Consider the following 26,246-nt stretch of genomic DNA (forward strand, 5'->3'; position numbering starts at 1 on the left):
ATATGGAATAAATTTAAATAATATGTCTGATTATACAGCGATCACAATTTGATGCGAATCATGAAAAACTGCAAGAATAATTTGGTGTTAATCATTAAAAATCGATGGCTTTTTTCTAAATGTTTCAGGTAGGATGGGGAGGTAACTTAAAAATCTTTCGGAGGAGTACAATCATGGGCAAAGTTAATGCTATGGGAATGGATGAAATCAAAAAGGAAAGAGAAGAACATGAAGCAAATTTACAACGATTTATGTCCCAACCATTTAATCCATCCAATAAAGAACAATTAGACGTATTAAAAAAACGCATTGATGATTTTGAGTTTACTCTGAATCAGATGTATCTATTTCAAGGCATGAGTACAGGACTTCAGACCTGGGGGATATTTACTACAGTCAGAATGCTATTACCTCTGCCAGAGTTTGCAAACTACTTTTTATCTGCTTTTCTTTATTTAGGTGCCGCAGGATTTATTCTACAAAAATTTAGCACTACTGATTTCTATAACGAATTGCAAGAAATGAAAGAAATTTACAACTGGGTTCTCAAAGATGGCAAAGACATTTATGATGGGAAAAGCAATAATGCCGAGAAGTTAAATACCACAGAAATGCAACGATTAATTACTTTATTGGCTCCCCTGTGCCCTCTCCAGTTTATGCTGGCTTGGCCTAAAGTTACTGCAGAAGAAGAAGTCAAAACAGGTTTTAGTGCAGTATTTGCCGTGGGTCAAAGTCTCTATGGTCGATTCTTCTCCTCAGCGCCTGAAATTTCAGATAAGCTCAAACCGCTGCAAATTCAGGTAGAAACCGAAGCCTTATCCATTAATCCTTTAGCCGGCTTTGAGCAATCTCTACGTTATTTTGCCACCAGCCCCTACTGTCGCGATTTATTGAAATCAAAAATTCAGCAGCCGGTTGATTATGTCAAAGGGATGATACCCGAAGTGATTTCCTCCAGTTTTTCTCATCCCAAATCAGCTTAAGAGAGCACAATAGGCTAGGTTGAAAAAACCAGATAATATCGAGTGCGCTAATTCTGATGCTGGGCTTTTACAGCCCAGCCTTGATGCTAATATTAGGAATTTGCTTCCCAATATTTGGCAAATGGACGTACTTCACAAGAAGAAAAAACTACACGGCATTTAATATAACGTACAAATTTGCCATCAAATTGCAATTCGTAACCCCCCTTATCTTCTTTCAATCGCCTTAATACCAAACCGCATAATAACTAACCTCAACCAAAATAAGTTCAGTTATATCGACAGATTATTAAGTGGCCATTAAAGAGATATTTTTTCTGTGAATCGAGTCCTAAGATAAAAGCCTCGAGGTAATGTTTTTACCTTATTTCCCTCACTATCAAATCCATAACAGAGGGATTTACCACTAGCCCCTTTGGGTCTCACTTGCAGATACTCGCCCACACTGGCATCCAATGTTTCAAGATATCCAGTACTGATTTGTTGCGTTAAATAATTCCAATCAGCAGCCAAGATTGTTTCATCTTCTACGCTAGGTGACCATAAGAATCCCAGGCCAATTCGTCTTTGCGAGTATGGAATATCGGTGTCTCCTTCAACAGGAACCCAGAGCACGCGTCGTAATTTGGCATAGCATTGCGATGTAAGCCACTCTTGTTGATAAATGGTCAATAAAGGAATTGAGGTGATGAAGGTAGATTCTGTAGGTTTTCCAGATGCAGCTATAGGTAAAGTTTTAAGTTCAACACCTAACTCTTGAAAATCGGGTAAAGACTGATTAAATGCATTCGCACCTAAAGCGAGTTCAATCACTTGCCCTATCCAACCTTTGCGCTGATCTGGGTTTTCGGGAATAGTTAAGCCCAAACTTAGACTCAATTGAGCAAAGCTCAAGCCAACCAAATTGGCGCAACGTTGGATTAGCTCCGCCTCGGTTGTTGGGGGGCTAATCCTTTGCAACAAGTTGTCCATGTCCTTCTTTAATTTCAATAGCAAGTGGTTCAACAGGCGGTCTAACATTTGCCGCTTTAAATTGAGCCGTTATGGCAAAAAGTACGTTCGAGCGCACTTCAAAGCGTGAGTGTAGTTGAACATTAACATAATAACGTGCTTCGAACTCAATGAGTGCCTCATCGATTTTCTTAAGAAATACTTGCGCCGGAGGATCTGGCACAATTTCAGGAATAATTGCCAAGACATCAAGAATTAATTGCTGAATCATTACGGGGTCATCGGCACGGCTTACCTTGATAGGAACGACCGAGCGCACGATACCATCCTGGTGGGTCCAGTTAGTAAATGGCTTGTTAAATGTTTCTGCATTGGGAATTAATATTTCCATATTATCCCAAGATGAAACACGCATGCAGCGAATACCAATATGTTTCACCTGGCCTTCATACTCACCAATAGTAATTAAATCCCCTTCACGCACAGGTCGCTCGATCAATAACATCAGTCCACCAACAATGTTACTGGCAAAATCACGCAAGCCAAAACCCATACCGACCGCAAGTCCTCCTATAATCATGGACATACCGCTAAAGTCAAAACCCCAAACGTGCAAAGTAACAAAACCGCCAATGAGTACCACTGAATATTGACTAAATACAGAAAGGCTATTGCGAATACCTACGTCTTTAGTATTTTTAAATAACCAGCGATAACAAAACTCGCGCGTCCATTTTGCCGCCCAAAAGAAAATGGCTAACAAAATTAAAAATGCAAGCGTGCTGGCAACGGTAATATGAATCCCAGGTACATTCACAATGGTAGATTGTACTAAATGCTCCAAACTAACAATGACCCATGAATCAGAATTCCAGCCAAATAAATTACAGAGCATGCTGAAGCTGAAAAAAAGCATACCGATACGCAAAATACTATCAATCGGCTTTAAAAAGACCTCGATCCATAACCAACCGTTGCGTAATGAGGAAATCATCCATTCTGAAAAGAGCTCAAGCGCATCACAAAGTAAACCACGAGCGATAATATAGGTGACTAACACCGTAAGTGCATTGGCCTGATATTGGCTCATTGTCCAAGCCAGGTTAATAAATCCTGACAAACCAATTACTGCAGTAGAAAATACCGTAATAGGGACCAAAATAATTAACAAAGAAATTGCGTTAAGCACGTAACGTTTCTTATTGGTTAATAATGGATGGATCAGATAGCGCACCACTTCTCGGTTTTTCCAACCCACTACAGATACGGCTAAGAGAAACAACATGAATAAACGGTTGAATATGTCCTGAAGCAATAAGGATAAAGGCAATAAATGGCCAATAGTCATCAGTGCTGTAGTCCAGCCACCAAACAGTAAAAGCCATTTCAAGTGATAATAGAGTTTAACATCTTTACCTGAAGAATCAGACAGCGTCTCTAATAAAGCCAAACGCGGAATTAAAATGGCAATGCGGAATGTAAACCATACAGCGATGAGTTTCAGTACGAGTTGATAATTAGCAAAGGAAATATGCGTCACGTAGAATACCATCACAAGCATCGCCGTGAAGCAAAGATACGGTATGTTTCTTTCTATGAGCACTAAAAATCCATCGAGAAGATAGCCCGCCAAACGCGAACGCTCTTTATCGCTGCGCCATATTTTTAAGAAGCGATTCAATATAAAGAACAAACCTGCTATCAAAGTCAATCCACCCCAAAACATTGTCTGGACTAATGGAGTTAACCACAAATAACTATCATAAACTTTCAAGCTTAATGTTTTTATGTATTTATAAAATAAGCTTGGAATCGCAGCAATTTTTTTAACAATAATAGGCCAGCTGTTAATGTTGTATTCAGCGAGTGTTTGCCTGGAAGAAATTAATTGTTTTAATTGCGTTTGATAATCTGCTAATTTTTTTAAAGTTTCTTGTTTCTGGAATCCGATTTCATTAAGACGTAGCGCTAAGGTATTCACTAATGTTTTTACTGTCTTTTTAAGATCTGGTGTTTTAATTCCATTCGCTTCAGAATTCAAGAAAACACTAATTTGCTGCAGCGACTTCGCGATTTTACTGTATTGGCTTAGTGCATCTTTATAAATATCCGTAACCAATTGTAAGTTTTTGCTATCCGGGCTTTTAAGATAAATCATATCCGCCCTAACCACCATTTTTTGCGCACTCAACGCATTCAGTTCATATTGAATTGCAGCAATATTTTGGTTATTAACTAAGAGTCGTGTTTCATAGTCGGCATCGTTAGCCTTGAGTACTACCGCTCTTTTTCCATTAGTCTTTGCCAGGTCGCTTTGATAAAGCTTATTTAAATCCTGATTTAATTTATCTTTGATGGCTTTAATTTGCAGCAATTTTTGCTCTAAGACAAAGTTTGCATGCCAAAACTCTAAATACTTCCCTTCCTCCGTAAGCACATCATGAAATTCTTTCGCAAGGGCTAAATTATCATTAATTAGCTGCGTTGCTTGCTTATTAATCTCCAACAATACTTCAACCTTAGCCACTCGCTCTTCAATGGTAATCCCTTCTTTGGCTATGGGTAATTGTTGTAAATGTTTTAAGCGTTGATTGAGGGTGTTTTGCTCTAGATTTTGTTGTTCGAGAAACCCATTTAAGCTGTCAATTTTGACAGCTGTCATTTTAAGTATCGATGATACCTGCCCCAATTTAGCTTGATATTCTTTTTCATCTTTAGGTTGCAGATGCCGTTTGCTCTCTTTAATTGCCGCTGTGAGGCGATTTTTTTCCTGGGTTAAATATTCATTGAAATTCGTAGGTCTTTGCACTACTACCGCAACCGATGCGAATTTTTTTTGTGCAGGCGCAGTGTTCGCTAAAGAATAACTGGAATAGCATAGCGAAAAGAAAAATATAAAAAAGGCATAACACCAGCAGGCAGCGCTGGTGTTATGACGAAACACACTATTTTGTCGATTTAGCTGGAGCAAGTCTAATTCCTAATTCATTAAGCTGTGCACTATTAGCCGGTGATGGTGCACTGGTTAAAAGACAGGAAGCCGTTTGAGTTTTAGGAAATGCGATTACGTCTCTAATTGAAGTAGAATCCGTAAGTAACATAGCTAAACGATCGATACCTAAAGCGATACCACCATGTGGCGGTGCCCCATATTGTAAGGCATCGAGTAAAAAGCCAAACTTTTCTTGAGCTTCTTGTTCATTAATTCCAAGTAAATTAAATACAGCTTTCTGTAAATCGGACTGATGGATACGAATAGATCCACCACCAATTTCATAGCCGTTTATTACTATATCATAAGCTTTAGCTAAAGTGTGAGTAGGATTTGCACATAATGATTCCGGAGACAACTCTTTTGGCGAAGTAAACGGATGATGCATCGCTTGTAACCTATTGTTTTCATGATCCATTTCAAACATTGGCCAGTCAACAACCCATAAAAGCTCCCATTTATCACTAAGTAACTTTCTATCATGCCCTAATTTAATGCGTAAAGCGCCCATCGCTTCATTTACGATATGAGTCTTGTCTGAACCAAAGAACACAACGTCTCCAGTTTCGGCTTCAACTCGATTAAGAATCCCCTCAACTACGGCTTCTGAAAGAAACTTAAGAATTGGCGATTGCAAGCCGTCCATCCCTTTGCTGCGATCGTTGACTTTGATGTACGCCAACCCTTTCGCGCCATAAATGCCTACAAAATTACCGTAATCATCCAGCTCTTTTCTACTTAACTCATTACCTTTAGGAAGTTTTAATGCCACAACGCGACAATCTGCATCATTGGCTGCACTGGAAAATACTTTAAAGTCGCATTCTTTAACCAGATCAGCAACATCCACCAGCTCCAGTGGGTTACGCATATCCGGCTTATCACTACCAAAACGACGCATTGCTTCAGAATATGCCATTCTAGGTAGCTTTTCAGGTAAATCAACATTAAGGATTTCTTTAAAGACAAGCTTTAATAAACCTTCTATTAAATTTTGAATGTCCATTTCATCAATGAAGGACATCTCGATATCAAGCTGAGTAAACTCAGGTTGTCGGTCTGCACGTAAATCTTCATCACGGAAGCAACGAACTATTTGGTAATACTTATCAAAACCTGCCACCATCAATAGTTGCTTAAACAGCTGAGGTGATTGGGGTAATGCATAAAACTCACCTGGGTGCACTCTGGATGGAACTAAATAGTCACGTGCACCCTCGGGAGTTGCTTTAGTCAACATAGGGGTTTCAATATCAAGGAAGCCTTGTTGATTCAAGTAGTTACGCATACAGGTGTTTAATTGATGTCTTAACTGCAACTTCGCTTGCATTGAGGGACGGCGCAAATCAATATAGCGATATTTGTAGCGTAAATCTTCATTTACTGTTTGAAAATCATCCGGTAAGAATGGTGGTGTTGGCGATTGGTTTAAAATTTCCAGCTTGGTGCCTAGAACTTCAATTCGTCCTGTAGGCATGGCTTCATTAATCATACCTTCAGGTCGATTGCGTACTATCCCGGTAATGGCTACAACAAATTCAGAACGGAGTTTTTCTGCAACTGCAAAAATGTCTTGATTCTCTGGCTCGTATACCACCTGTAATAAGCCTGTGCGATCGCGGATATCCAGGAATATTACACCTCCATGATCACGTCGGTGATGTACCCACCCACACACAGTAACTTCTTTACCTAAACTAGATTCATCCACTCCCAAACAGTAGTGTGTACGCATAAAAACCGCCTATTTAATTTTATTAAGATTTGGAACCATTACCAAAAATTCTGAAATACTACCTAGTCCTTGCTTGTCGATTTAGTATCAGCCTTTGCAGGGGTAGTTTCTTTGCTTGTAGAGGTGGTTGACGAAGTACTGCTTTTATTTTTGAAATCAGTAGCATACCAGCCTGTTCCTTTTAACTGGAAACCCGCTGCAGAAATCAGTTTAATTACCGTATCCTTTCCACACTCTGGACATTGCTTAACAGGTTCATCACTGATTTTTTGCATTAAATCAAAATGATGATGACAATTTGTACATTGGTATTCATAAATTGGCATCTAAAACAACTCCATTAACTTCAGTTTAATAAATTCAACCTTTAATTATAGCTAAATCATATAGGATGACAATATATGAAGCAAAAAACAATTTTGATTTATTGTTGCTCTATAAGTATAATTAGCGATCTACGGCATATGCATTTTGGATAAGGCTAATATTTGCAACTACAAAACAAGAAGAAATTACTCGTGAATTATTATGAAAGATTAGGTGTAAAAAGATGCTACGAATAAGGAAATACAAATCGCTTTGGATGTTGTTAAAAAATGAACGGCCGAATTCCCGTGACTTGACTGCGGGATTCATTCTGTACTGCAACAACACAAACCTCATAATTTAAAAAACATTTTCCGTCTATACAAGAACGCTGCAAAAAGAAAATTTAAAAAAAGAAAAATTAACGAATAAAATAGCCCTGCATTTTCTTGGCTAAAACTACCAAATAAATACTCGGAAATTGCTACTCGCAAATTCTCCGAAGTTCCATTAGGCATCGTAACATTGAATACAGCTTGCAACTTAAGTAACAATACATGAAAAATAAAAATAAGCAGCGCATTCATGCCAAAAATTTTAAAGGGCACAGCCCATTTGCTGTAGCCTAGAATGTCAATCACATAAAAACACAAGGCAAAGCCCCAAAGAGAAATGCCCCCAACCCATAAAACGAAAGAACTAGACCACAAATTTTTATTAATGGGGAAGCTATAACTCCAAAGCCAGCCTAATAAAAGAAAAACCAAGCCTGCTAACACCATTAAGGCACATTTTTTTTGTTTGCCAAGTGAGGTAAGTAGCAAGCTTCCCGTCAAGAGTCCGGCCAAAGTAGTCGCTATTGCGGGAATCGTACTTAATAAACCTTCCGGATCAAAATTTTTATAAAAATGTGGCGGTGCTAAAAATTTTTGATCAATATAAAGCACCCAATTATTGGTCATACTTAATGCATCCCCTATTCCTCCTGGCACTGGCACAAAAACCATCAGGTACCAATAACCGAGAAGGATAGCTCCGAAAAGCACAGCCTGGGTTCTGACAGAAGTATTTAAATAAAGAAGAGAACACACAAAATAACAAATCGCGATACGTTGCAAAATGCCATAAATACGAATGGTTGCAAAATCAAAATGCAAAGGAAACGCATTTAAAAAGAGTCCAAATAAAAAGAGCAATACACTGCGTTTAAAAATATTTTTATAAACATCTAAAGAGACTTGAGCATTTGCTATTACTTGTCTTTTTAAACTAATGACCGTTGTTACCCCGACAATAAATAAAAAAGATGGGAAGACTAAATCGGCAAAAGTACAACCGTTCCAGACCGCATGGTCGAGCAAAGGATAAGCTTCGTGGGTTCCCTGGCTATTCACTAATACCATTAACGCCATAGTTAAACCGCGAAATACGTCTAAAGATAATATACGTTCGGAATTTCCGTTCATGGGGGATTATTTCACCATTAAGTGGGTAATAGCTCATATTGGATCGTCAACCTAAATCGCTCCAATTAGCTCTCAGTTTCACATTCTCACAAGACCTGAATTCCGAGCCGCTTAACCGCGGGATCGATTCGAACGGATCTTGCAAAATAAAAAACCATAAGACTAAACGACGTACGTTAAGCCCCAAGCAATCACTAAAATAATGCCATCATAGCATATGCTAAATGCTCTTCAAACCACGAACGGAAATATCCAAATTATACACGTAGTGTTTGATAATTTGCTCCGCTTGCTCACTGGTTAGAGGCTTGCTAATTGCCCCTTCCATAAAATAATGCTGGCAATCGTATTTCACTACATCGGCCTCATACCCCGTTAAAGCAATAATTGGCACATGAAATCTCGTGTCTTTTTCTTTTTGTCTTAATTGCTTCGCCACGATATAGCCTGATGAATCTTCTAAACCAATATCCATCAAAACTAAGTCATATTTTCCAGGTTGGAACAATTTCAACGCATTATCCGCGGTTTCGGCAATATCCACATGGCAATTTAGGGAAGTAAGTAATGCTTTTTCAACATTTTGGGCAATTACATTATCCTCAACCATCAGAACTGTAGGTAAGTGCCCTTCTTTAATAGCTGCTTGTACCTCTTGATCAGCGTCATCAATAGCTGGTGTCGATGCAGCAACGGCTTTACTCATGCTCACATCCGTTAAGACCACAACTAAACCAATGACCTCTTTTTGTAAATCAAAGATAGGTACTCGTGAGGTATGAAAATAAAATACTTTGCCATTTTGATTTTGAATGGGTTCTTCTTCGATGTGATGCTGTGACTCACCGGAAAAAAGGACCTTCATGTCTTCTAATTTTAAAGCCTCAATCCGAACCTCATCCCAATGACCAAACTCAATCATTTTTTGATAAGGAGTGCCATTAAAATCCTTTAGCTTTTTCAAACCTAATAAATCGCGAAAATTACTATTGCACCCTTTCAAATTACATTCCAGATCAACCCAATAAGCAATATTAGGCATTGCGTTGATAATCTCCATGTAATAATGATTGATGGCCTCAATTTCATCTTTTTTATATACGTTTTTGCCGTGAAGGGACATGCAATAGCTCCGCTTATTGTGGTGTGCTCATAAAGTATAGTACAGATTAACTAGTTCAATTGACTTGGAAAAATCCTTTTATCAACAAATTCAGTTTGTTCTTTCAAGGTAGGATCAGACGTATTTTGAGCAGCAATAGATACGAGCATTGCAGTATCATCAGTAGGTATGTCTAAAACATCGATTAAATTAGTCAAATCATTAAAATAACTTTTTATTTCTTCCTGATAATAAAGATTTGATGCTAAGTATACTGAAACCAACCCACCAAGCTCATGTATTTTTTTTGAAGAAGCTATTGAATATCCCGCAAAATCTTGAAAAGAAGCAAGACTGTCAAAGAATCCCATTACATCAATGGTTGATGTAATCTTATAGCGTTAGTACTTGTATTCATAAGAAAAAGAGGTAGTAAACTACCCCCTTAAAGAATAAAAATTAGTGATTCTCACCAGCACAGCCTTTGCAGCCTTTGCAACCGGCATCGCCTTTGCAACCTGTGCAGCCTTTGCAATCATGTTTACCTGCACAGCCTTTACACGTTTTGCAGCTAGCTGCTGTAGTGGCCTCATCAGCATAAGCAACAGATAGCACAGGTGCGGCCAACACCGTTAACAAGGCAGCTACAGCCATTGTTGTTTTTTTCATAGTATAACGTTCCTTGATGGTTAATGAGTCTGAACTCAAAACTGATATTAGCAAAGAATTTGTAAGTTTTCTTCTCTTTTGTATAAAAATTAGCTTCTGGTGGCCTTGTTGATCTACTCATCTTTGATGAGGAGGGAAACGAGTTGTCTTGTAATATTTTAAAACAAGTTAATAATCACATCGGATATAATTAGCAATGAGACCCTTTAAAATCGGCCCGCCTAGTTTAAAAATATCGACTAGTAATATGGCTATAATAGTAATGAAATCAAAAGGAATATATGCACTGCTTTGAATTGTATTATATTGATTCATCTATTTATGCGCTTAATATAAATCAGCAATTTAAGAAATATATTAAAGCCAGTGATATTGATGAATTACAGCGTATGATTGCTGACTATCTTACTTCAGAATAACTTTCTTGATATACAACCCATTTTATTAGAAAACAAGTCATTTAAATATGAGTTACATTTAACTGACGCACAATTTGTTAAAATACAACATATCTTCCTCTATGGAGCCAAAAATCCTATAGAGTTTATAACATATTACAAATAAGGAAAATCAGGTCAGCTCGATGTTGCTTACGATTGAAGTGATGACATAGAATAAGGGAGGCAATACGCTCCCATTGGCCTCGCACTGAATATGATAAATCAAGAATTCAATGATTGAGCTGATGCTTGGATTGACTTCAGGGTCAGTTCTGCCCATCCATCCTTATTCACCAGTTTTTTTCCTGGTCAATAAATAAACTTGCTCGGTGGCTTTTAATAACCCTTTATCCTTAAGGTGGGCTGGAGTTTCGAATGGCTTACTATACAACTGATTAATATCAAAATAAGCGCTATAAAGTGCACTAACCTCATTCTCATCTACAGAAAATGGTGGTCCTTGCATCTCATTTTGATTATACGCTGTTGTAATTAAAAACATCGCTGCTGCTGGATCCATTAATCCGATTAGATGTTTAGAATAAGATTTACGAACATCCATAGGTAACGCAATTAATGCTGCTCGATCATATACTGCATCCACTTTACCAAGAATTGATCGATTGAGTTTAAAAAAATCACCTGCAAAAATGCTAACTCTATCACTTCGATACCAAATAAAATCATTTGTTTCCTCTATCTTAGTTGAGATTTTATTTTCTTCAAAAAAAGCGCTACACGCGATTTGACTGAGCTCAATACCAACCACCTGATAATCTTGCTCTACAAGCCAAAGCATATCAATACTTTGACCGCATAAGGGGACAAAAACACGACAACCAGGCGCAAGGCTCAATGATGAAAAATAACGTTGCATCAGCTTATTGGCTTGCAATTGATTAAACCCAACTTCTTGGGATTGCCATTTTTGGTGCCAATATTCTTTATCCATTCTTATCCACCGGAGCCAATTCACTTTTCGATACCCGTAACAAAAATCTATCCAACATGTTTGTACTTAATATCCGCTTTAAAAAAATCATAACATGTGCAGGAAACGTAACAGGATATTTTGCACGGGGTCGTTTAGACTCAATTGCATGAATCAACTTAGCAATTACGGCCTCGGGTGTTTTAGTAAATAATGAATTAGAACCCGTTTCTTTATGGCTCTGAATAAGCTTGGTGTATTGTGCATTAAAATGGCTCTTTTCTGGATGAATGGTTGTAAACGTGCTCTCAACACAATTGTCGCGAAAACGACTCTCTATGGGGCCAGGCTCTATGGCAATTACCTTGATGCCCGAAGATTTAAGCTCCAGTCTCAACGTATCACTTATACCCTCTACAGCATACTTGGATGCATTATATGCCCCACGAAAAGGTATACTTATAATACCAAGGATTGAGCTAATATTAATTATCCGCCCTTGTCCCTGTTGACGCATTACGGGTATTGCTAACGCACTAAGCTCCATCAAGCCAAAAACATTCGTTTCAAATTGCTGGCGTAATGCCTCACGAGAGACATCCTCTAGCGCACCAACCTGCCCATAACCTGCATTATTAATTAAGACATCTAAGTGACCACCTGTTTTCGTGAGCACTTCAGCAAAAGCGGTTTTGATTGAGCCGGAGTCATTTACATCTAAAAGAACCGCATCCAATCCTAAAGCAATAAGGTGTTGTTGATCTTCCTTTTTCCTACACGATGCGATTACTTGATATCCTCTTTTCTGTAACGCTTGCGCGGCATCTAATCCAATACCACTTGAGCAACCTGTTATTAATATTGTTTTTTTAGTCATTATTAAAATCACCTGTGAAAAAATTAATCATTTCAATTTATAGTCTATAATTCTCATAGAACAACAAAAAAGGACCTCAATCATGGAACGAGCAAAAACTAAAAACAGTAAGGCTTTATCAATACTTCTTTTTTCTTTTGTACTCTTAATTGGCGGAGGACTATACAACACTGCTAAGGCTGCAACATCACCCTTAGCCGGACAACAACTTGCTTATTTTGTAGGCTACCATACCAATGCGCCTGTTTACGTTGGTCCCCGTGTTCAAGTTCAACATCGCCACAGAAGTGTTCGCTGGACAGGTTGGAGATACATCGGTCATGGTTGTCGTCAAAATTGCTTAGTAGATCGTTGGACTGGACGGGTTATACGATGCAACCGTACTTGTCGTAGATAATTGTTAAACCGTATTGTTCGCGAGTAGGCTGGGCTGAACAGCCCAGCAAATATAGTTCATTTTACTCCGGATACTGGCCGTTTCAGCCCAGCCACATTCTAAGCAAAATAATCAATCACACCCTGTGGCCTCATCTTATTTTTTACCGGTGTGGACAGTATTTCCTCTTCAGTTTCATTTAAGTAACCAACCTCTTCTTGAGAGAAGCCTTCATGCTGTTGTGCAAACTGACGTGAGCCATCTTCAGAGTCGACATTAAATTCAGACAGATTAAGGCCTTGTTCTGCCATCATCGTATGTAATCGGGAAACTGACTGATCAATAACATCTCGGGCTTGCTGGCTATGACTGATGATATTTACCGATGCTGAATCGTTAATCACTTTAATACTAATCTCTAAAGGCCCTAGCTCTTCAGGATGTATTTTAATAGTCGCATTTTTAATCCCTTGCTGTCCCAACCACATTACATGCTCAGAAAATTGCTTTGACCACATTGGATCGTCAATATCCAATGGGATAGAAAGAGCTGTCGAGGGGGAACTGCTACGCTCAACCTGTTTCGAGCTGACAATCGAATTAGGCTCTGGATTATTAATTACATGACTCACTACAGAACGATCAACTGCCCCTGAGTGCTCCAGTATGTTAACCTCTGCCCGAGAGAAAATAAACTCGGAAAGTTGTTGTTCCGTTTTAGCTTGAGGTAAATTTCCAATATCAAAATCAGAGGATTCAAAATACTCAATATCTTCTTCTTTGGAGGATAAATCACTTTGATTCTTAGGGTTCGCTGGCGTTATTGATAATGCATTGCTGCGCTCGACTGAGAACTGACCATCCTCAGCCAAAGCCACACTTGTAGCCCCTTGTTTGTGTGCATCAAGATCATTCGATAGTACTTTATCGATGCTCACCTCAGCTAATTCAGGCTCTACATTATACGTACTTAATTGCACTTGCTCATTAATTTTTACTTCAGCATCTGATGCCAATGCAAATAAAGCAGAAGGCATCTCCGTCAAAGAGTGCTCTTCAGTTTGAATTATTTGTGTCTTAGGAATAGGACTCTTGGAAAACTCTGTAACCTGCGCTATTTGTCCCGCTTCTGTAACTGAAATAACAGAGCCAGAATTTCGTTCGGCTTGATAATACTCAGAATTAATCCAGCTTACGGCAACATTATCTTCTAAATTGGTATTAAGTTCTGTGTTCAACGTCTCAGGATTAGGCTCTTGAACTGATTTACTTTTTGCAGCCTCTGAGTCAATAAAATTTACCGAATCTGATTTTGCTGAATCTTTTTGGGTTTCTTCAACAAACTCAGGGGTGACTTGCGCTAATAAAAATAGAAAGGTGCCAGGATCAATTGAATCATCGTCTTTCAGCTCATTTTCTTGAGTTGCAGTTATCTGTTCCGGTTCAATACTCTCTTGGCTATTAAATATAAACAATGAACTATTTAAATCCAGCATCCAACACTCCTTCGTTTACTACGAATCATCGTAGCGATATCCCTCTTCACTGCAAACGAACTGAAAAAACCACGCTAATAAATATTACTTGAGCATAAAACTTTGTAAAGAGATCTATTCGCATTTAACAAAGATGATACTCTTTTTTTATCAAAAAGATAGGAGCAACTACTGATGATTCGTCCTTTACTTAGTCAGCCCCCAATTCGCAAATAGGTCGACAAAAAAATCAACAAAGCGAAGTAATAGCGATATCTCTATTCACTGCAAACGAACGGCAAAGACAATTAAGACCACGTTAATAAATATTACTTGAGCGTAAAACTTTGTAAGGAGAGCTATTCGCATTTAAATTTAAATGCGAATAGAGATGATACTCTTTTTCTCATCAAAAAAATCGGGTGAAGAACGCAAAAGCATGGTGGCATAAAAAAGCACACCTTGGGTTACATGAAAACTGCAACCCAAACAAAATTTCCTTCGCAGCTTTTAAAGCCCACATTTTATTTGTTTTCATGATGTAGTCACATGAAAAATTCTAAAATTTGAGCTATGATTCAACTTTTAATTCCAGGAGTTTTTTATGAAAGTTGGCCACGACAGTCTATCCACCAAGTGTCAATTGCACGTAGGTGGAAAGACCTATAACTACTACAGCCTAAAAGAAGCTGAAAATAAAAATTTAAAAGGGGTTAGCCGTCTTCCCTACTCTCTTAAAGTACTTCTCGAAAACCTATTACGTTTTGAAGACAACAACACCGTAACTACCAAAGACATTGAAGCAATTGCTGCATGGTTAGACAAAAAAACATCACAGCATGAAATTGCATTCCGCCCAGCTCGCGTACTTATGCAAGACTTTACAGGGGTTCCTGCTGTTGTTGACTTAGCTGCTATGCGTGCAGCGATTGTTAAAATGGGAGGTAATCCAGATAAGATTTCTCCTTTATCTCCAGTTGATTTAGTCATTGACCATTCTGTTATGGTTGATAAATTTGGTACTAGTGACTCATTAACAATTAATACCGACATTGAAATGGAGCGTAACAACGAGCGTTATGAGTTTTTACGTTGGGGACAAAAAGCGTTCAACAATTTCCAAGTTGTTCCCCCTGGAACAGGTATTTGTCATCAGGTAAACCTGGAATATTTAGGCAAAACCGTATGGAGCAGCAGTGACGATGGCCAATTATATGCCTATCCTGATACCTTAGTAGGTACTGACTCTCATACAACCATGATCAATGGCTTAGGTGTTTTAGGCTGGGGTGTGGGAGGTATTGAAGCTGAAGCTGCTATGTTAGGCCAGCCTGTATCTATGCTAATTCCAGAAGTTATTGGCTTCAAGTTACATGGTAAGATGCAAGAAGGAATCACCGCGACCGACTTAGTACTCACCGTAACTCAAATGTTGAGAAAGAAAGGCGTTGTAGGCAAATTTGTTGAATTCTATGGCCCAGGTTTAAATGATTTACCACTTGCTGACCGTGCAACCATTTCTAACATGGCTCCAGAATATGGCGCTACCTGTGGCTTCTTCCCAGTTGATAAAGAAACCATTCGTTATCTTGAGTTAACAGGCCGTGACGCCCACACAATTGCTCTGGTTGAAGCTTATGCAAAAGCTCAAGGCTTGTGGTACGACAAAGACAGTGAAGATCCAGTATTTACTGATACTTTAGACTTGGATTTAGGCTCTATTGAACCTTCTTTAGCAGGTCCTAAACGCCCACAAGATAAAGTAAATCTACACACATTACCTGTTGAATTTACTGCATTCTTAAAAGAATCAGGTAAAGAACAGGAAAAAGACAAATCATTCCCAGTAAAAGGTCATGACTTTGAAATGAAACATGGTAATGTAGTTATTGCTGCAATTACCAGCTGTACCAATACCTCAAACCCGAGCGTGCTCATGGCTGCCGGTCTTGTTGCTAAAAAAGCGATTGAAAAAGGCTTACAACGTAAACCTTGGGTTAAATCGTCATTAGCTCCTGGTTCTAAAGTAGTTACTGATTACCTGAAACAAGCTGGTCTACAATCGTACCTCGATCAATTAGGTTTTAACTTGGTTGGTTATGGTTGTACTACCTGTATTGGTAACTCAGGCCCTCTTCCTGATGCGATTTCACATTCAATCAGCGATCATGATTTGGTTGTTGCTTCTGTACTGTCTGGAAACCGTAACTTTGAAGGTCGTGTGCATCCGCAAGTAAGAACAAACTGGTTGGCATCTCCTCCATTAGTTGTTGCTTACGCGCTTTGCGGCACTACTTGCATTGACTTAGCCAAAGAGCCAATTGGCAAAGACAACAAAGGAAATGATGTATTCCTAAAAGACATTTGGCCAACAAATGCAGAAATTGCAGCTGAAGTTTCTAAAGTTACTGGCAGCATGTTCCGTAAAGAATATGCAGAAGTATTCAAAGGTGATGCGCACTGGCAAGCAATCAAGACCAGCACTGGCAAAACTTATGAGTGGAATGCTGATTCAACATACATTCAACATCCTCCATTCTTCGATAACTTAAAAGCTACTCCAGATCCAATTAAGCCAATCAAACAAGCTTATGTATTGGCTCTTTTTGGTGACTCCATAACTACAGACCATATTTCTCCTGCGGGTTCAATTAAAGCCAACTCACCTGCGGGCTTGTATTTAAAATCTAAAGGAGTTAGTGAGAAAGAATTCAACTCTTATGGCTCACGTCGTGGTAATCATGAAGTGATGATGCGAGGAACTTTTGCGAATATTCGTATTCGTAACGAAATGACTCCTGGTCAAGAAGGTGGTATCACTCGTTATATTCCTACTGGCGATGTAATGCCAATCTATGATGCTGCGATGCTCTATCAAAAAGATCATCACGACTTAGTTGTCATTGCAGGTAAAGAGTATGGTACTGGTTCATCAAGAGACTGGGCTGCGAAAGGTACGAACTTACTTGGTGTTAAAGCGGTAATTACTGAAAGCTTCGAGCGTATTCACCGTTCTAACTTAATTGGTATGGGCGTATTACCTTTACAGTTTACTCAAGATATGACACGTAAAACACTTGAGCTAACTGGTGATGAGCGCATCAGTATTGATGTTTCTGAGTCATTAGCTCCTGGCGCTATGGTTAATGTGACCATAGAACGTGCTAATGGTAAGAGTGAGCAAATTCAAGCTCTATGCCGAATTGATACTGCTGACGAATTGGAATACTACAAAAATGGTGGAATTCTACAGTACGTATTAAGAAACATCGCTTAATGGAAAATCTGGTTGCAAGCAACCAGACTACACCTGAAAAAGCCTCTCATTTTAGCCCCGAGAACAAACTGCGGGACATCTAAAAATGAGAGGCTGCATCCAAGCTATGCCCCTGTAATATCTTTTTTCAATATGCCCCTATGTTTTTCCCCCCTGGTTATTGTCTTAGCTACCCCCCACTGTTATACTGCGCGACTGCTTATTTACTATGAATTCAGATAGGTGCGTGGAGAATTTTTTGCTTTCTTAATCCTTAATTAAAATAGCTTTGTACCCAAGTAACCTAATGATTTATTTGTACGTTAAGGATTAATCATGAGTCAACCAAAAAAGGTTTTGAGCGTTTTTTCCTTGGTAATGATTAACGTAATTGCTGTTGATAGCTTACGTACCTTACCGATTAGCGCCAAACTAGGTTTATCACTAGTCTCTTATTATGTGATTGCTGCTTTTGCTTTTTTTATTCCTGTTGCTCTTGTAGCAGCGGAACTAGCCACTGCCTACCCAAATACCGGCGGATTATACGTTTGGGTTAGAGAAGCTTTTGGTAAGCGAGCGGGGTTTATTACAATATGGTTGCAGTGGATCTACAACGTTGTTTGGTACCCCACCATCCTTGCCTTTATTGCCTCTACTCTGTCTTATTTAATTGCCCCTGAACTGGCAAACAATAAGTTTTATCTATTAGGTACTGTTATTGGACTCTTTTGGCTGTTTACATTCTTAAATTGCTTTGGTATGAAGATATCAAGTATTGTGAGCATTGTCGGCGCGACACTAGGAACAGTCCTCCCCATGTTGGTGATTATTGGATTAGCGCTTATGTGGGCACTGCAAGGTAAACCAATGGCGGTCGACTATCCCTCATCATGGTTCCCTAATTTTGAGTCTTTAGGCAATCTTTCCTTATTTGCTGCAGTTTTATTTGGCTTAATTGGTATGGAAATGTCTGCGGTGCATGCCGAAGAGGTAAAAAACCCTCAACGTGACTACCCTAGGGCGTTGTTATACTCAACCATGCTAATCATCTCTACCCTTTCATTAGGCTCATTAGCCATTGTTGTCGTAGTTCCTAATGATAACCTAAGTGTTGTATCAGGCTTGATTGACGCTTATGCGGTTTTCTTTAAGTCTTATCATATGCCTTGGATGACCTCAATAATTGCCGTGTTAATCATTCTTGGCGGTTTAAGTGGTGTTTCCGCCTGGATTATTGGTCCAACCAAGGGTTTGCTTGTTTCTGCTCGTGATGGCTCTTTGCCGGCACGATTTGCCCGCACCAATAAGTATGGTGCACCAACGACTATTCTATTTACGCAAGCAATCATTGTTACTATATTAAGTACCGTTTTTATTTTATTAAATTCAATCAATGCTGCTTATTGGATGTTGAGTGATTTAAGCGCGCAAATGGCTTTATTGGTTTATGTCATTATGTTCGCGGCAGCGATTAAACTGAGATATTCCAGACCTGATCAGCCACGTGGGTATAAAATACCAGGCGGAAATAAGATGATGTGGTTTATCTCTGGATTAGGTATTTTATGTTGTCTCAGTGCGATGCTGGTTGGCTTTGCGCCCCCGTCACAAATTCCTATCGGTGATGTATTCCTATTTGAATCGTTCCTTGTGGGTGGTTTGATTTTATTCGTTCTAATCCCATGGTTTTTTGCTAAAAAGCATTGACAATCAAGGCACGTCATCAGCGAGCACGTGCCTCCCGAATTCCACCGCTTGACCACAGTATTCAGACTTAACTTACCTATATCACTCCGAGGTTTATAGATACTGCAGTCAAGTCGCAGTAATTCGTGAGAATATTCGGGGGAGAACGCTAGCAAATTAGATGTACGTTCATTCACATGAGCGTCAGAACTGTAGCCCTTATTACGCTGCGCTAATAGGGGCTACGGCTCCGATAAATCTCTTAAGATTGGTTGCAAGCACCCAACTACATCCCAAGATTAATATTATTTTGCTCCTTTGGCGCTTCTACAGCAGGAACTTTAATATCTTGTAGGCGTTGCTTGAACGAAGACATCATCGTTTCTTCCTGAGATGGTCCTGTAAAGAAGGAGACAAACTTTTTAATCAACTTAACAAACGGATTATCTGAGTTTTGATGTAATACTTCCTGGCACTTCTCACTCAAACCATGACTCTTAACCTCTGCCAAACGCTCAGAAGGATCTTTCGAATCGACCTCTAACATTGCTTGCATCTTAGAGATTTCTTCTATTTTTTTGTCTTTAATCAGTACCGAAGTTTCTTTACTATTAACATAGGATTTCATCTCATTAAGGCCGTCATGTACTTTAATGATCGAGTCATACTGAGGTACGCGTGCCAAAAAGTCTTGTAGCTCTTCCTTGCGTCTTTGTAAATGCTGCATCCCTTCATGCCTAGGAATATTTTCATCCTTAAGAATACGTTGATAATTTTCCAATTGCCTGATTTTTTCTGCTCGCCCTGGATTACCTGGATTTGCGTTACTTATACGCTGTTCCTGCTCAATCACCTGACTTATTATTTTTAGAGATTGACTCAATAAAATACATAAATCTTTTGCATCCTGATTCTTAGAACAAACATCAACCCAATCCTTTTTAGACTTCTCTGCAATTTGCTCTTCAGTTTTATCATCAACCGCTAAGTCCTTAATTATTTCCGATTTTTTAGTCATAAAATCAGAGCTTACCTTTTGGATAAACGCAGTAGTATAAGGACCTAACTCTTTTTGCATTTGCTCTGCCAGAGTAATGTTTAAATGATTATCAAACAGTTGTCCTTTATAAGCATCTCCAACCAAATAATGATTAGCGCTTCTTAATACATTCTGCTCGGAGGCAGCACTTAACCTACTCAAAGCCACTTCTAACCGCTCAGAAGGTAATGAAGTTTCATCAGCTAAACCTACTTGAATCGCAGAAATTACTTTTAGTCGTTTTTCTTTTTCCAGTGGCGCCATTGATTCAGTTGCAATCTTTTCTTTTAATTCATTAAGTACATCATAGATGTTGATAATCGCATCATAACTTACTGCTTCAGTTATAGTCTTTTCTGCTTGAGCATTAGCCTCATTTATATAATCGACTTTATTTTCTTGCCCGCTCAAATCAAGTGCCGTTAAGTCATCGTTAACCTTCATTAACGTAGCCAGTTTTGTTCCTCTGCAAGGATTATTATCTGCAAAAACTTGTTCTTGCTTAATCAATTCATTAACTTTATCCAAGGTTTTATTTAACTTAGATAAAGCCTCTTGCATATTTTTATTTATATCAAGCACAAGAGGAACAACCGTACCCACGGAGGATGCAATCTTCTCTCCCATCTTCTCATTGAACTCAATGCCATTAAGAGCTACTGTTTTTGCTTGCTTATAATCAGGTTGTATCTCTTTAAGAAATACCTCAGTATAAAAACCTAAGGATTCTCCTTCTGATCTTTTAACTGCCTCTTGCACCTGTTGTTCAAACAATACTGACTTGAATGATTCTTTTTGCTCACTAATAGTAATCTTAGAAGCATCATCTATTCGCTGCGTGATTACGGCTTCCATATCAAGGTTAATATCAATGCCCGCAACTATTTCCGCTTTTTTCTTAGAAATTTCAGGCAAAATATAGTCAAAAAATGCTTCTGCATGAGAACCAAGTTCAGCCTCTAATCTTTTTAAATTAGCATTTACATAGTTACTAAAAAACTTCTCTTTAAATGCTTCGATTTTTTGGGGGCCAATAACCTCTTGTTGTGCCTTGATCATGCCATGAAGATGATTAATACGTTCATCACATAATTTCAGTTTTAGCTCTTTTGCATCCGCAAGCCCTTGAATTAGCTCCTGCAATTTAGGAGCTTCCGCAACGATTTTTTTCCCTTGAGCTTTGAAATCCGCAGGATCCTGCAACTCCCTTAAATAAGAGTTAAAATTATATAGCGAATCTATTTTTCTAAGATAAGGCTGAAATTCTACATAATATTCTAAAAACTTTTTCTGATCCTCTTCTGACTTAAAATCAGACTCTCTTACGAAAAGCTGGAACTGTTCAAATGTAGTTGTTGGTTTAAACACTTGATCTTGTACAGCGATTACTTGCTCCAACAAGCCCTGTAAGTTCGATTCATCATAAGCATTATCAATAAAATCTGCTGTAAATTTTGGATCAACCTCAGCTAACAAAAGTTGGATCAAATCATAAGCTCTTGATGCTTTTTCTTGTAACTCTGGAAAATCATTAGTAAGTGCAGAGCTAGGAACGTCAGATTCAGCACTAATCTCTGGAAGATTATCAAAAGCACTAATCTCTGCAAGATTATCAAAAGCACTAATTTGTTTGGCGAGCTCATTATAATTTGCACTCGTTAACATTCCTTGAGCCACTTCAGCAAAGTTCGTAGCATCAACGTCTTTTTTTCGATTTTCCTCTCTGGTTAAACGTTTTTGACTATCAGAAAGATCCAAGAGCAATGCAAGTCCATCCTGGTCCTTTTTAAACTCAGTAGACACATTGACTATAAGTGCCTCGTAGAATCGGTCAAAACGCTCCTTAACAACATCAGAGTAGGCCCCTGGTTTTAAGCCTAAATGAAACTCGGCACTATCCGCAGCTTCCATAAAAATAGCACCAAATTCAGAGCGAATTTCTTTCAAACGAGCCAGCGCTAAAGCATGGCTTAGAGCACCAATTTCTGAAACCTGCATTTGGAACTTAGCAATGGTATTTAATACTTTATTGGCTGTGCCAGGACCAAATGACAGGCCATTTAAACCATCAACAAAACTTTTAATTTGCTTGTTTACCTCTTCTTTGGAATCTAAAGAAACATCATCTACGCCATTAAGGCGATTAAGAGCTACAGGCAATTGATATAGTTTTTCTGCAATTAATTGCACATATGAGATTGGTTTAGGCTCAGGACCATCTTCAGGTCCTTGCTCTTCCACGGCAATAGCAACCGTCGTTTCAGATGGAGCTCTATCTGCTAAGCCTCGTTCTACAATTTTTTGCTGATCTTTCCAAGCCTGAATCACATCAATCTGAGAGGCTTCATTAGGAGCGTTTAAATAGTCCCCACTTTTCGCCATAGGCTCTTTTACGTAATCACCCAAGATAGGAATATTTTTTATAGGCTCAAGTAAATCAAGCCCTTCGTGAAGAATCGCTTTCAATCCAGGATTTCCGGCAGCTTCAAGCAAATGGAATTTACTCGTATTAATATTTTGGAGTAAAGCGCTAAAAGCCCCCCACAGATGCCAAGCACGCGTGAAAATATTCGTAGAATCCGCCGTGTTATTTAATGCTTCAAGCTCTTTCAAACCAACACGCATGTAATGCAGCGAGTTGATTAGCTGTTTGTACATTACTACTTCTTCGCTATCTTTATGAAGAGGCGTGTAAGGTAGATTTTTTGGATCCAAATCAAGTTTATCAGTGCCTATTTCTTTAGGTAGCTGCTTCCATACCTCTGGCGATAAATTCTCTTTTAAATAATTTTGGAATTTATCCTGCAAAAAGTTATCCACTGATTGAGAAAGCTTTAATTCACTGAGCATTCCAAACAATGTTTTCTTACCAACCTCCTCACCTTTAGCGGTAAGTGGCTCAGAGGTAACCTCTTTTTTCTTTTGTGCTTGTTCCTTGTCAAGATATGTCTTTCTATCTTGTTTGGCCTTAGCTTCTAGTACGACTAACTTGCCATCGATTAACGTATCCTGCTGGATCACATGAGCTAAATACAAAGGAGGATCTTTAGGATCATGAGGTGTTGAGGAATTTAAAATAGCAACTAACTGCTCATTAAGACGCTCATATGCAGACCCCATCGTAACCAACTGAGGTTGAAACTTTTTATATTGAACACGCAAAAACTCTTTATCTTCTGCAGTTAATGACTTGAACAAAGGCTCATCATTTACAGTATTTCTTGGTGGCTCACCTTGCTGCGCATATTCTCTTAAATAATCGAAGAATTGTTTCACCCCATCACGAGCCTGTTCTAATTTCGTGACGTGATTTGCCGCGACAATACCTTGTTTATGATAATGCTCAGCAGGTTTGCCCTCTTCAAAATGAAGGACATGAGGTACATAAGGCTGCACGGAAGTGCTTAACTTCGTTGTCTTATCATTCGTCTCATAAGCAACCTCTTCAGCGTGGCTCATTGTATTATCAATAAGTCTAGCTTTGAAATCTGCTTGCGCTTTACTCTGCTCAATATGTTCTATCACATCATTTTTGCATGCTAATACTTTAGAAAAATGATTTGAACCATACAGTTGTTTGTATTCAGAACTCCATAATCTGGAGACGATATTAGTTCCTGTAGGTAGTGTTAATGCATCAACAATAAGTTTATCAACACCTGGATGCATAGCAGCAAAATGAGGTTGAAACTGTTTGTAATCAGCTAAAAATGATTCTCGTTCAGTTTGAGAGACATTAGCTAAGCTCCACTTGCATAAAGCCTGGTGAATACTGTTGTATGAATTAAGTCGGTCAAAAAAGCGCGTTGCAGCCTCTTTGGCAGTATTATCTTCTGCTTCAAATCGTGCTTCGTTCAATCGAGTAGCTTGATTTGCTTTTCGTTTTTCAACAAATCGCTCATCCATCATGACCGTTAAGCCTTCAATTGGCTTGATTTTCTCACCTACATCCAACGAACCCTTATCCTTGACCAAATAACGCACCAGAGTGCCTAAGTTTGAATCCATATATTCAGTGGCGGAATCCAATACCCCTGCTGTTTGAGCAATCGCTTCAACTTGAGTAGCTAATTGAGTATAATAAGTGTTCATTTGCTCCAAAACAGGATCCGTTAGGGTTCCTGGTTTTAAACTCATTCCTTCCTCAATTTTTTCTAATTCAGCAAGTAATTGAGGCAATAAATCATGTTTAATTTCATTCAGTTTATCTGCGGCATCCAAATAAGCTTGTTTTGTTAATGGGGCTGCCGTATTTACCAGATCCGTACTGTGAGCAATTAGCTTACGTATTACTCCAATATAACTAGGTAATCCCAAGATACCACTTTTAGTACTTAATTTTTCAAAGTACTCTTTGGTTTCATTTGCTCGTTGAATCATTGCCTTTTGATAGTCTTCTGGACTAGTAATTGACTTGGTTGCAATACCTGAAGCGCCTGTTGCCACAAGTTTTTGCAAGGCCTCAAAACGGCGAGGTAAATCAAAAATAAACGTACTTAAATTTTCAAGACTTTGCTCTTTGGTATGCTTGGTATGTGGAAGCTGTTGTATTACTCCAGCAAGAAGTGCACCCGCACTTTCTTCGGGTTTTGATGGAGTAAATTGTCCTAAAGCATTAGCCGCAACAGCCATTTTCGGCATCAGATCTTTGATATGTGGGGCCACAATTTCTTGAATATCAGAACTACTGTGGTTAATTAATTCCAGTGCCGCAGCGACTTCATGCACCGCATTATATCCGGCTTTAACGAGATCTTTATAAATACCTATTTTGTATCTATTTCGTTTAATATCAAGATGTTCAATTCTGGAGATTGCCTTTTCAACATTTTCCAAGGCATTAAGCAGTTTTTTAAGAACCGCAACTTGTGATGGGTCAGTTGAGGAAACCTTAAATGGAGCTTTTTCATCATCCCTTACAAAGTAAGTAGCCAGTTCAGGAGAAAAATACTCACCCTGTGTAATCGCATCAAGAATACTTGTTCTTATATTCTTACAAGTATCCGCAATTTTTAAGTCTTCTTTGAACTGAATAATATATTTTTCAAGGTCTCTATGATTCATAATTGTTGCCCAAATAATGAATTAACTATCTATATAGTAGTCGAAAAAGAGACCAATTTGGCAAGGAAGATTAAGAACTTAGCTAAATCTTAACAATTAAATTCCCTATATGTAGTAAAATCGATCAGAATGATCATATTAAACACTAAACCCTGGGGTTAGAGCTAGAACTATCGTCTTTCGTCTTGTCCTCGGAATACTCATCACTCCCAAACAGAAATGAGAAGAAACTATTAAACATACTAAAAGGACTTCTCGATAATTTAGGTTCTGCCACTTTTTGATGTTGTTGCTTTGTTAAATAAAACTGAAAAACTTTTAATTGCTCTTTAAATTCTGTAAATGCTACAAAATCATTTGACGATAAGGCTACCCCTGTCTCATCTTTACCTTGAGATTTATGAAGATAGGCGGTTAACGAATCACGATCGTATACCTTTCCTTTCGATGTAATGACTGGGTTATTAATCAATTCATGACTTATCGGGCATAAAAACAATGCAGGCTTTTCTGGAAGCACTCCATTTTGATGGACAATTTGCCTAACTTGCTGAATAAAGCCCTCTTTCTTTTTCTCATACTCTTCTTTACGTTTCGTAAACTCTTTAATAGGCCCTAATAACTCAGAAAAATCATTAAGATCCTTTGCTTTTAATACATTACGCGTTAACGGATCTTCTTTTTTCGTTGCTAAATGAATAAGGATAAATGTCTCATCATAAACCTTTCCCTCCGGGGTAATAACCGGCTTTTTCATGAAGTCACCACTAATAGGGCAAAGCAGCATGGGCGGCGAATCTTCGGGATGAGTTGATTGGGACTCTTGGATAGCCTCTTGAAGATACATTGTTTTAGATGACATTTGATTACTCTTAGGCGTAGAAGACATGATGGC

At 38.6% G+C, this 26,246-nt stretch carries 18 protein-coding genes; 5 read left to right on the forward strand and 13 right to left on the reverse strand.

Annotated features, from left to right (window positions below; genetic code table 11):
• The first annotated feature begins 173 nt into the window (after positions 1-173).
• A complete protein-coding gene (locus ACQY7T_RS11720) occupies positions 174-986 on the forward strand; it encodes a hypothetical protein (protein WP_428413637.1) in 813 nt (270 codons plus the stop codon).
• A 300-nt stretch (positions 987-1,286) separates the two neighbouring features.
• Here ACQY7T_RS11720 and mutH read toward each other — a convergent pair whose 3' ends face one another.
• The 8 genes from mutH to ACQY7T_RS11760 all read right to left on the reverse strand — a co-directional run bounded on the left by mutH (position 1,287) and on the right by ACQY7T_RS11760 (position 10,207).
• Complete coding sequence (gene mutH / locus ACQY7T_RS11725) at positions 1,287-1,958, reverse strand: DNA mismatch repair endonuclease MutH (protein WP_428413639.1); 672 nt, start codon at positions 1,956-1,958, stop codon at positions 1,287-1,289.
• Positions 1,933-4,908 (reverse strand): mechanosensitive ion channel domain-containing protein, encoded by a 2,976-nt coding sequence (locus tag ACQY7T_RS11730; protein ID WP_428413641.1) that lies wholly within the window; start codon positions 4,906-4,908, stop codon positions 1,933-1,935. The genes mutH and ACQY7T_RS11730 overlap by 26 nt, the downstream gene beginning before the upstream one ends.
• Complete coding sequence (gene aspS, locus ACQY7T_RS11735) at positions 4,883-6,664, reverse strand: aspartate--tRNA ligase (protein ID WP_428413643.1); 1,782 nt, start codon at positions 6,662-6,664, stop codon at positions 4,883-4,885. Before aspS ends, ACQY7T_RS11730 begins: the two co-directional genes overlap by 26 nt.
• Positions 6,665-6,726: 62 nt before the next feature.
• Positions 6,727-6,990 carry an FmdB family zinc ribbon protein gene (locus tag ACQY7T_RS11740; RefSeq protein ID WP_428413645.1) on the reverse strand — a complete coding sequence of 88 codons (264 nt, stop codon included), beginning with the start codon at positions 6,988-6,990 and terminating at the stop codon, positions 6,727-6,729.
• A 333-nt stretch (positions 6,991-7,323) separates the two neighbouring features.
• Positions 7,324-8,436 carry an acyltransferase family protein gene (locus ACQY7T_RS11745; RefSeq protein ID WP_428413647.1) on the reverse strand — a complete coding sequence of 371 codons (1,113 nt, stop codon included), beginning with the start codon at positions 8,434-8,436 and terminating at the stop codon, positions 7,324-7,326.
• A gap of 220 nt (positions 8,437-8,656) precedes the next feature.
• The gene (locus ACQY7T_RS11750; protein WP_428413649.1) at positions 8,657-9,559 is read right to left on the reverse strand and encodes a response regulator; all 903 of its coding nucleotides are present in this window, start codon (positions 9,557-9,559) and stop codon (positions 8,657-8,659) included.
• A gap of 50 nt (positions 9,560-9,609) precedes the next feature.
• Positions 9,610-9,909 carry a hypothetical protein gene (locus ACQY7T_RS11755; RefSeq protein WP_428413651.1) on the reverse strand — a complete coding sequence of 100 codons (300 nt, stop codon included), beginning with the start codon at positions 9,907-9,909 and terminating at the stop codon, positions 9,610-9,612.
• Positions 9,910-9,997: 88 nt separating this feature from the next.
• The gene (locus tag ACQY7T_RS11760; RefSeq protein WP_428413653.1) at positions 9,998-10,207 is read right to left on the reverse strand and encodes a hypothetical protein; all 210 of its coding nucleotides are present in this window, start codon (positions 10,205-10,207) and stop codon (positions 9,998-10,000) included.
• A gap of 281 nt (positions 10,208-10,488) precedes the next feature.
• Between ACQY7T_RS11760 and ACQY7T_RS11765 the strand changes: the two genes are divergently transcribed.
• Positions 10,489-10,626 (forward strand): hypothetical protein, encoded by a 138-nt coding sequence (locus tag ACQY7T_RS11765; RefSeq protein ID WP_428413655.1) that lies wholly within the window; start codon positions 10,489-10,491, stop codon positions 10,624-10,626.
• Between the two features lie 307 nt (positions 10,627-10,933).
• Here the strand turns inward: ACQY7T_RS11765 and tmpT are convergent, their stop codons facing one another.
• Positions 10,934-11,599: a thiopurine S-methyltransferase gene (gene tmpT, locus ACQY7T_RS11770; RefSeq protein ID WP_428413657.1), complete on the reverse strand. Its 666-nt coding sequence runs from the start codon at positions 11,597-11,599 to the stop codon at positions 10,934-10,936.
• Positions 11,592-12,455 carry an SDR family NAD(P)-dependent oxidoreductase gene (locus ACQY7T_RS11775; protein WP_428413659.1) on the reverse strand — a complete coding sequence of 288 codons (864 nt, stop codon included), beginning with the start codon at positions 12,453-12,455 and terminating at the stop codon, positions 11,592-11,594. The genes tmpT and ACQY7T_RS11775 overlap by 8 nt, the downstream gene beginning before the upstream one ends.
• An 82-nt stretch (positions 12,456-12,537) precedes the next feature.
• On the opposite strand from ACQY7T_RS11775, the gene ACQY7T_RS11780 reads away from it, so the two are divergent.
• The gene (locus ACQY7T_RS11780; protein WP_428413661.1) at positions 12,538-12,852 is read left to right on the forward strand and encodes a hypothetical protein; all 315 of its coding nucleotides are present in this window, start codon (positions 12,538-12,540) and stop codon (positions 12,850-12,852) included.
• A 98-nt stretch (positions 12,853-12,950) separates the two neighbouring features.
• Here the strand turns inward: ACQY7T_RS11780 and ACQY7T_RS11785 are convergent, their stop codons facing one another.
• A complete protein-coding gene (locus ACQY7T_RS11785) occupies positions 12,951-14,327 on the reverse strand; it encodes a flagellar hook-length control protein FliK (RefSeq protein ID WP_428413663.1) in 1,377 nt (458 codons plus the stop codon).
• Positions 14,328-14,910: 583 nt separating this feature from the next.
• Here ACQY7T_RS11785 and acnA point away from each other — a divergent pair.
• Together acnA and ACQY7T_RS11795 are read left to right on the forward strand one after the other, a co-directional pair.
• Positions 14,911-17,583, forward strand: a complete 2,673-nt coding sequence (gene acnA / locus ACQY7T_RS11790; protein WP_428413665.1) for an aconitate hydratase AcnA — start codon at positions 14,911-14,913, stop codon at positions 17,581-17,583.
• Between the two features lie 315 nt (positions 17,584-17,898).
• On the forward strand, positions 17,899-19,269 hold the full coding sequence (locus ACQY7T_RS11795; protein WP_428413667.1) for an amino acid permease: 1,371 nt from the start codon (positions 17,899-17,901) through the stop codon (positions 19,267-19,269).
• A 265-nt stretch (positions 19,270-19,534) separates the two neighbouring features.
• On the opposite strand, the gene ACQY7T_RS11800 is transcribed toward ACQY7T_RS11795, so the two are convergent.
• Positions 19,535-25,351, reverse strand: a complete 5,817-nt coding sequence (locus ACQY7T_RS11800) for a hypothetical protein (protein WP_428413669.1) — start codon at positions 25,349-25,351, stop codon at positions 19,535-19,537.
• A 145-nt stretch (positions 25,352-25,496) separates the two neighbouring features.
• Positions 25,497-26,240 carry a U-box domain-containing protein gene (locus ACQY7T_RS11805; RefSeq protein WP_428413671.1) on the reverse strand — a complete coding sequence of 248 codons (744 nt, stop codon included), beginning with the start codon at positions 26,238-26,240 and terminating at the stop codon, positions 25,497-25,499.
• Positions 26,241-26,246 lie beyond the last annotated feature (6 nt).

The organism is Legionella sp. (assembly GCF_965140895.1).
In the GTDB taxonomy this organism is placed as follows: domain Bacteria; phylum Pseudomonadota; class Gammaproteobacteria; order Legionellales; family Legionellaceae; genus Legionella.

Excerpts from the sequence above, each read along its gene's own strand:
- acnA (WP_428413665.1), top strand. The coding sequence starts at position 14,911 with ATGAAAGTTGGCCACGACAGTCTATCCACCAAGTGTCAATTGCACGTA.
- ACQY7T_RS11800 (WP_428413669.1), bottom strand. The coding sequence starts at position 25,351 with ATGAATCATAGAGACCTTGAAAAATATATTATTCAGTTCAAAGAAGAC.
- ACQY7T_RS11765 (WP_428413655.1), top strand. The coding sequence starts at position 10,489 with ATGCACTGCTTTGAATTGTATTATATTGATTCATCTATTTATGCGCTT.
- ACQY7T_RS11775 (WP_428413659.1), bottom strand. The coding sequence starts at position 12,455 with ATGACTAAAAAAACAATATTAATAACAGGTTGCTCAAGTGGTATTGGA.
- mutH (WP_428413639.1), bottom strand. The coding sequence starts at position 1,958 with ATGGACAACTTGTTGCAAAGGATTAGCCCCCCAACAACCGAGGCGGAG.
- ACQY7T_RS11805 (WP_428413671.1), bottom strand. The coding sequence starts at position 26,240 with ATGTCTTCTACGCCTAAGAGTAATCAAATGTCATCTAAAACAATGTAT.
- tmpT (WP_428413657.1), bottom strand. The coding sequence starts at position 11,599 with ATGGATAAAGAATATTGGCACCAAAAATGGCAATCCCAAGAAGTTGGG.
- ACQY7T_RS11785 (WP_428413663.1), bottom strand. The coding sequence starts at position 14,327 with ATGCTGGATTTAAATAGTTCATTGTTTATATTTAATAGCCAAGAGAGT.
- aspS (WP_428413643.1), bottom strand. The coding sequence starts at position 6,664 with ATGCGTACACACTACTGTTTGGGAGTGGATGAATCTAGTTTAGGTAAA.
- ACQY7T_RS11795 (WP_428413667.1), top strand. The coding sequence starts at position 17,899 with ATGAGTCAACCAAAAAAGGTTTTGAGCGTTTTTTCCTTGGTAATGATT.
- ACQY7T_RS11745 (WP_428413647.1), bottom strand. The coding sequence starts at position 8,436 with ATGAACGGAAATTCCGAACGTATATTATCTTTAGACGTATTTCGCGGT.
- ACQY7T_RS11755 (WP_428413651.1), bottom strand. The coding sequence starts at position 9,909 with ATGGGATTCTTTGACAGTCTTGCTTCTTTTCAAGATTTTGCGGGATAT.
- ACQY7T_RS11750 (WP_428413649.1), bottom strand. The coding sequence starts at position 9,559 with ATGTCCCTTCACGGCAAAAACGTATATAAAAAAGATGAAATTGAGGCC.
- ACQY7T_RS11780 (WP_428413661.1), top strand. The coding sequence starts at position 12,538 with ATGGAACGAGCAAAAACTAAAAACAGTAAGGCTTTATCAATACTTCTT.
- ACQY7T_RS11760 (WP_428413653.1), bottom strand. The coding sequence starts at position 10,207 with ATGAAAAAAACAACAATGGCTGTAGCTGCCTTGTTAACGGTGTTGGCC.
- ACQY7T_RS11720 (WP_428413637.1), top strand. The coding sequence starts at position 174 with ATGGGCAAAGTTAATGCTATGGGAATGGATGAAATCAAAAAGGAAAGA.
- ACQY7T_RS11740 (WP_428413645.1), bottom strand. The coding sequence starts at position 6,990 with ATGCCAATTTATGAATACCAATGTACAAATTGTCATCATCATTTTGAT.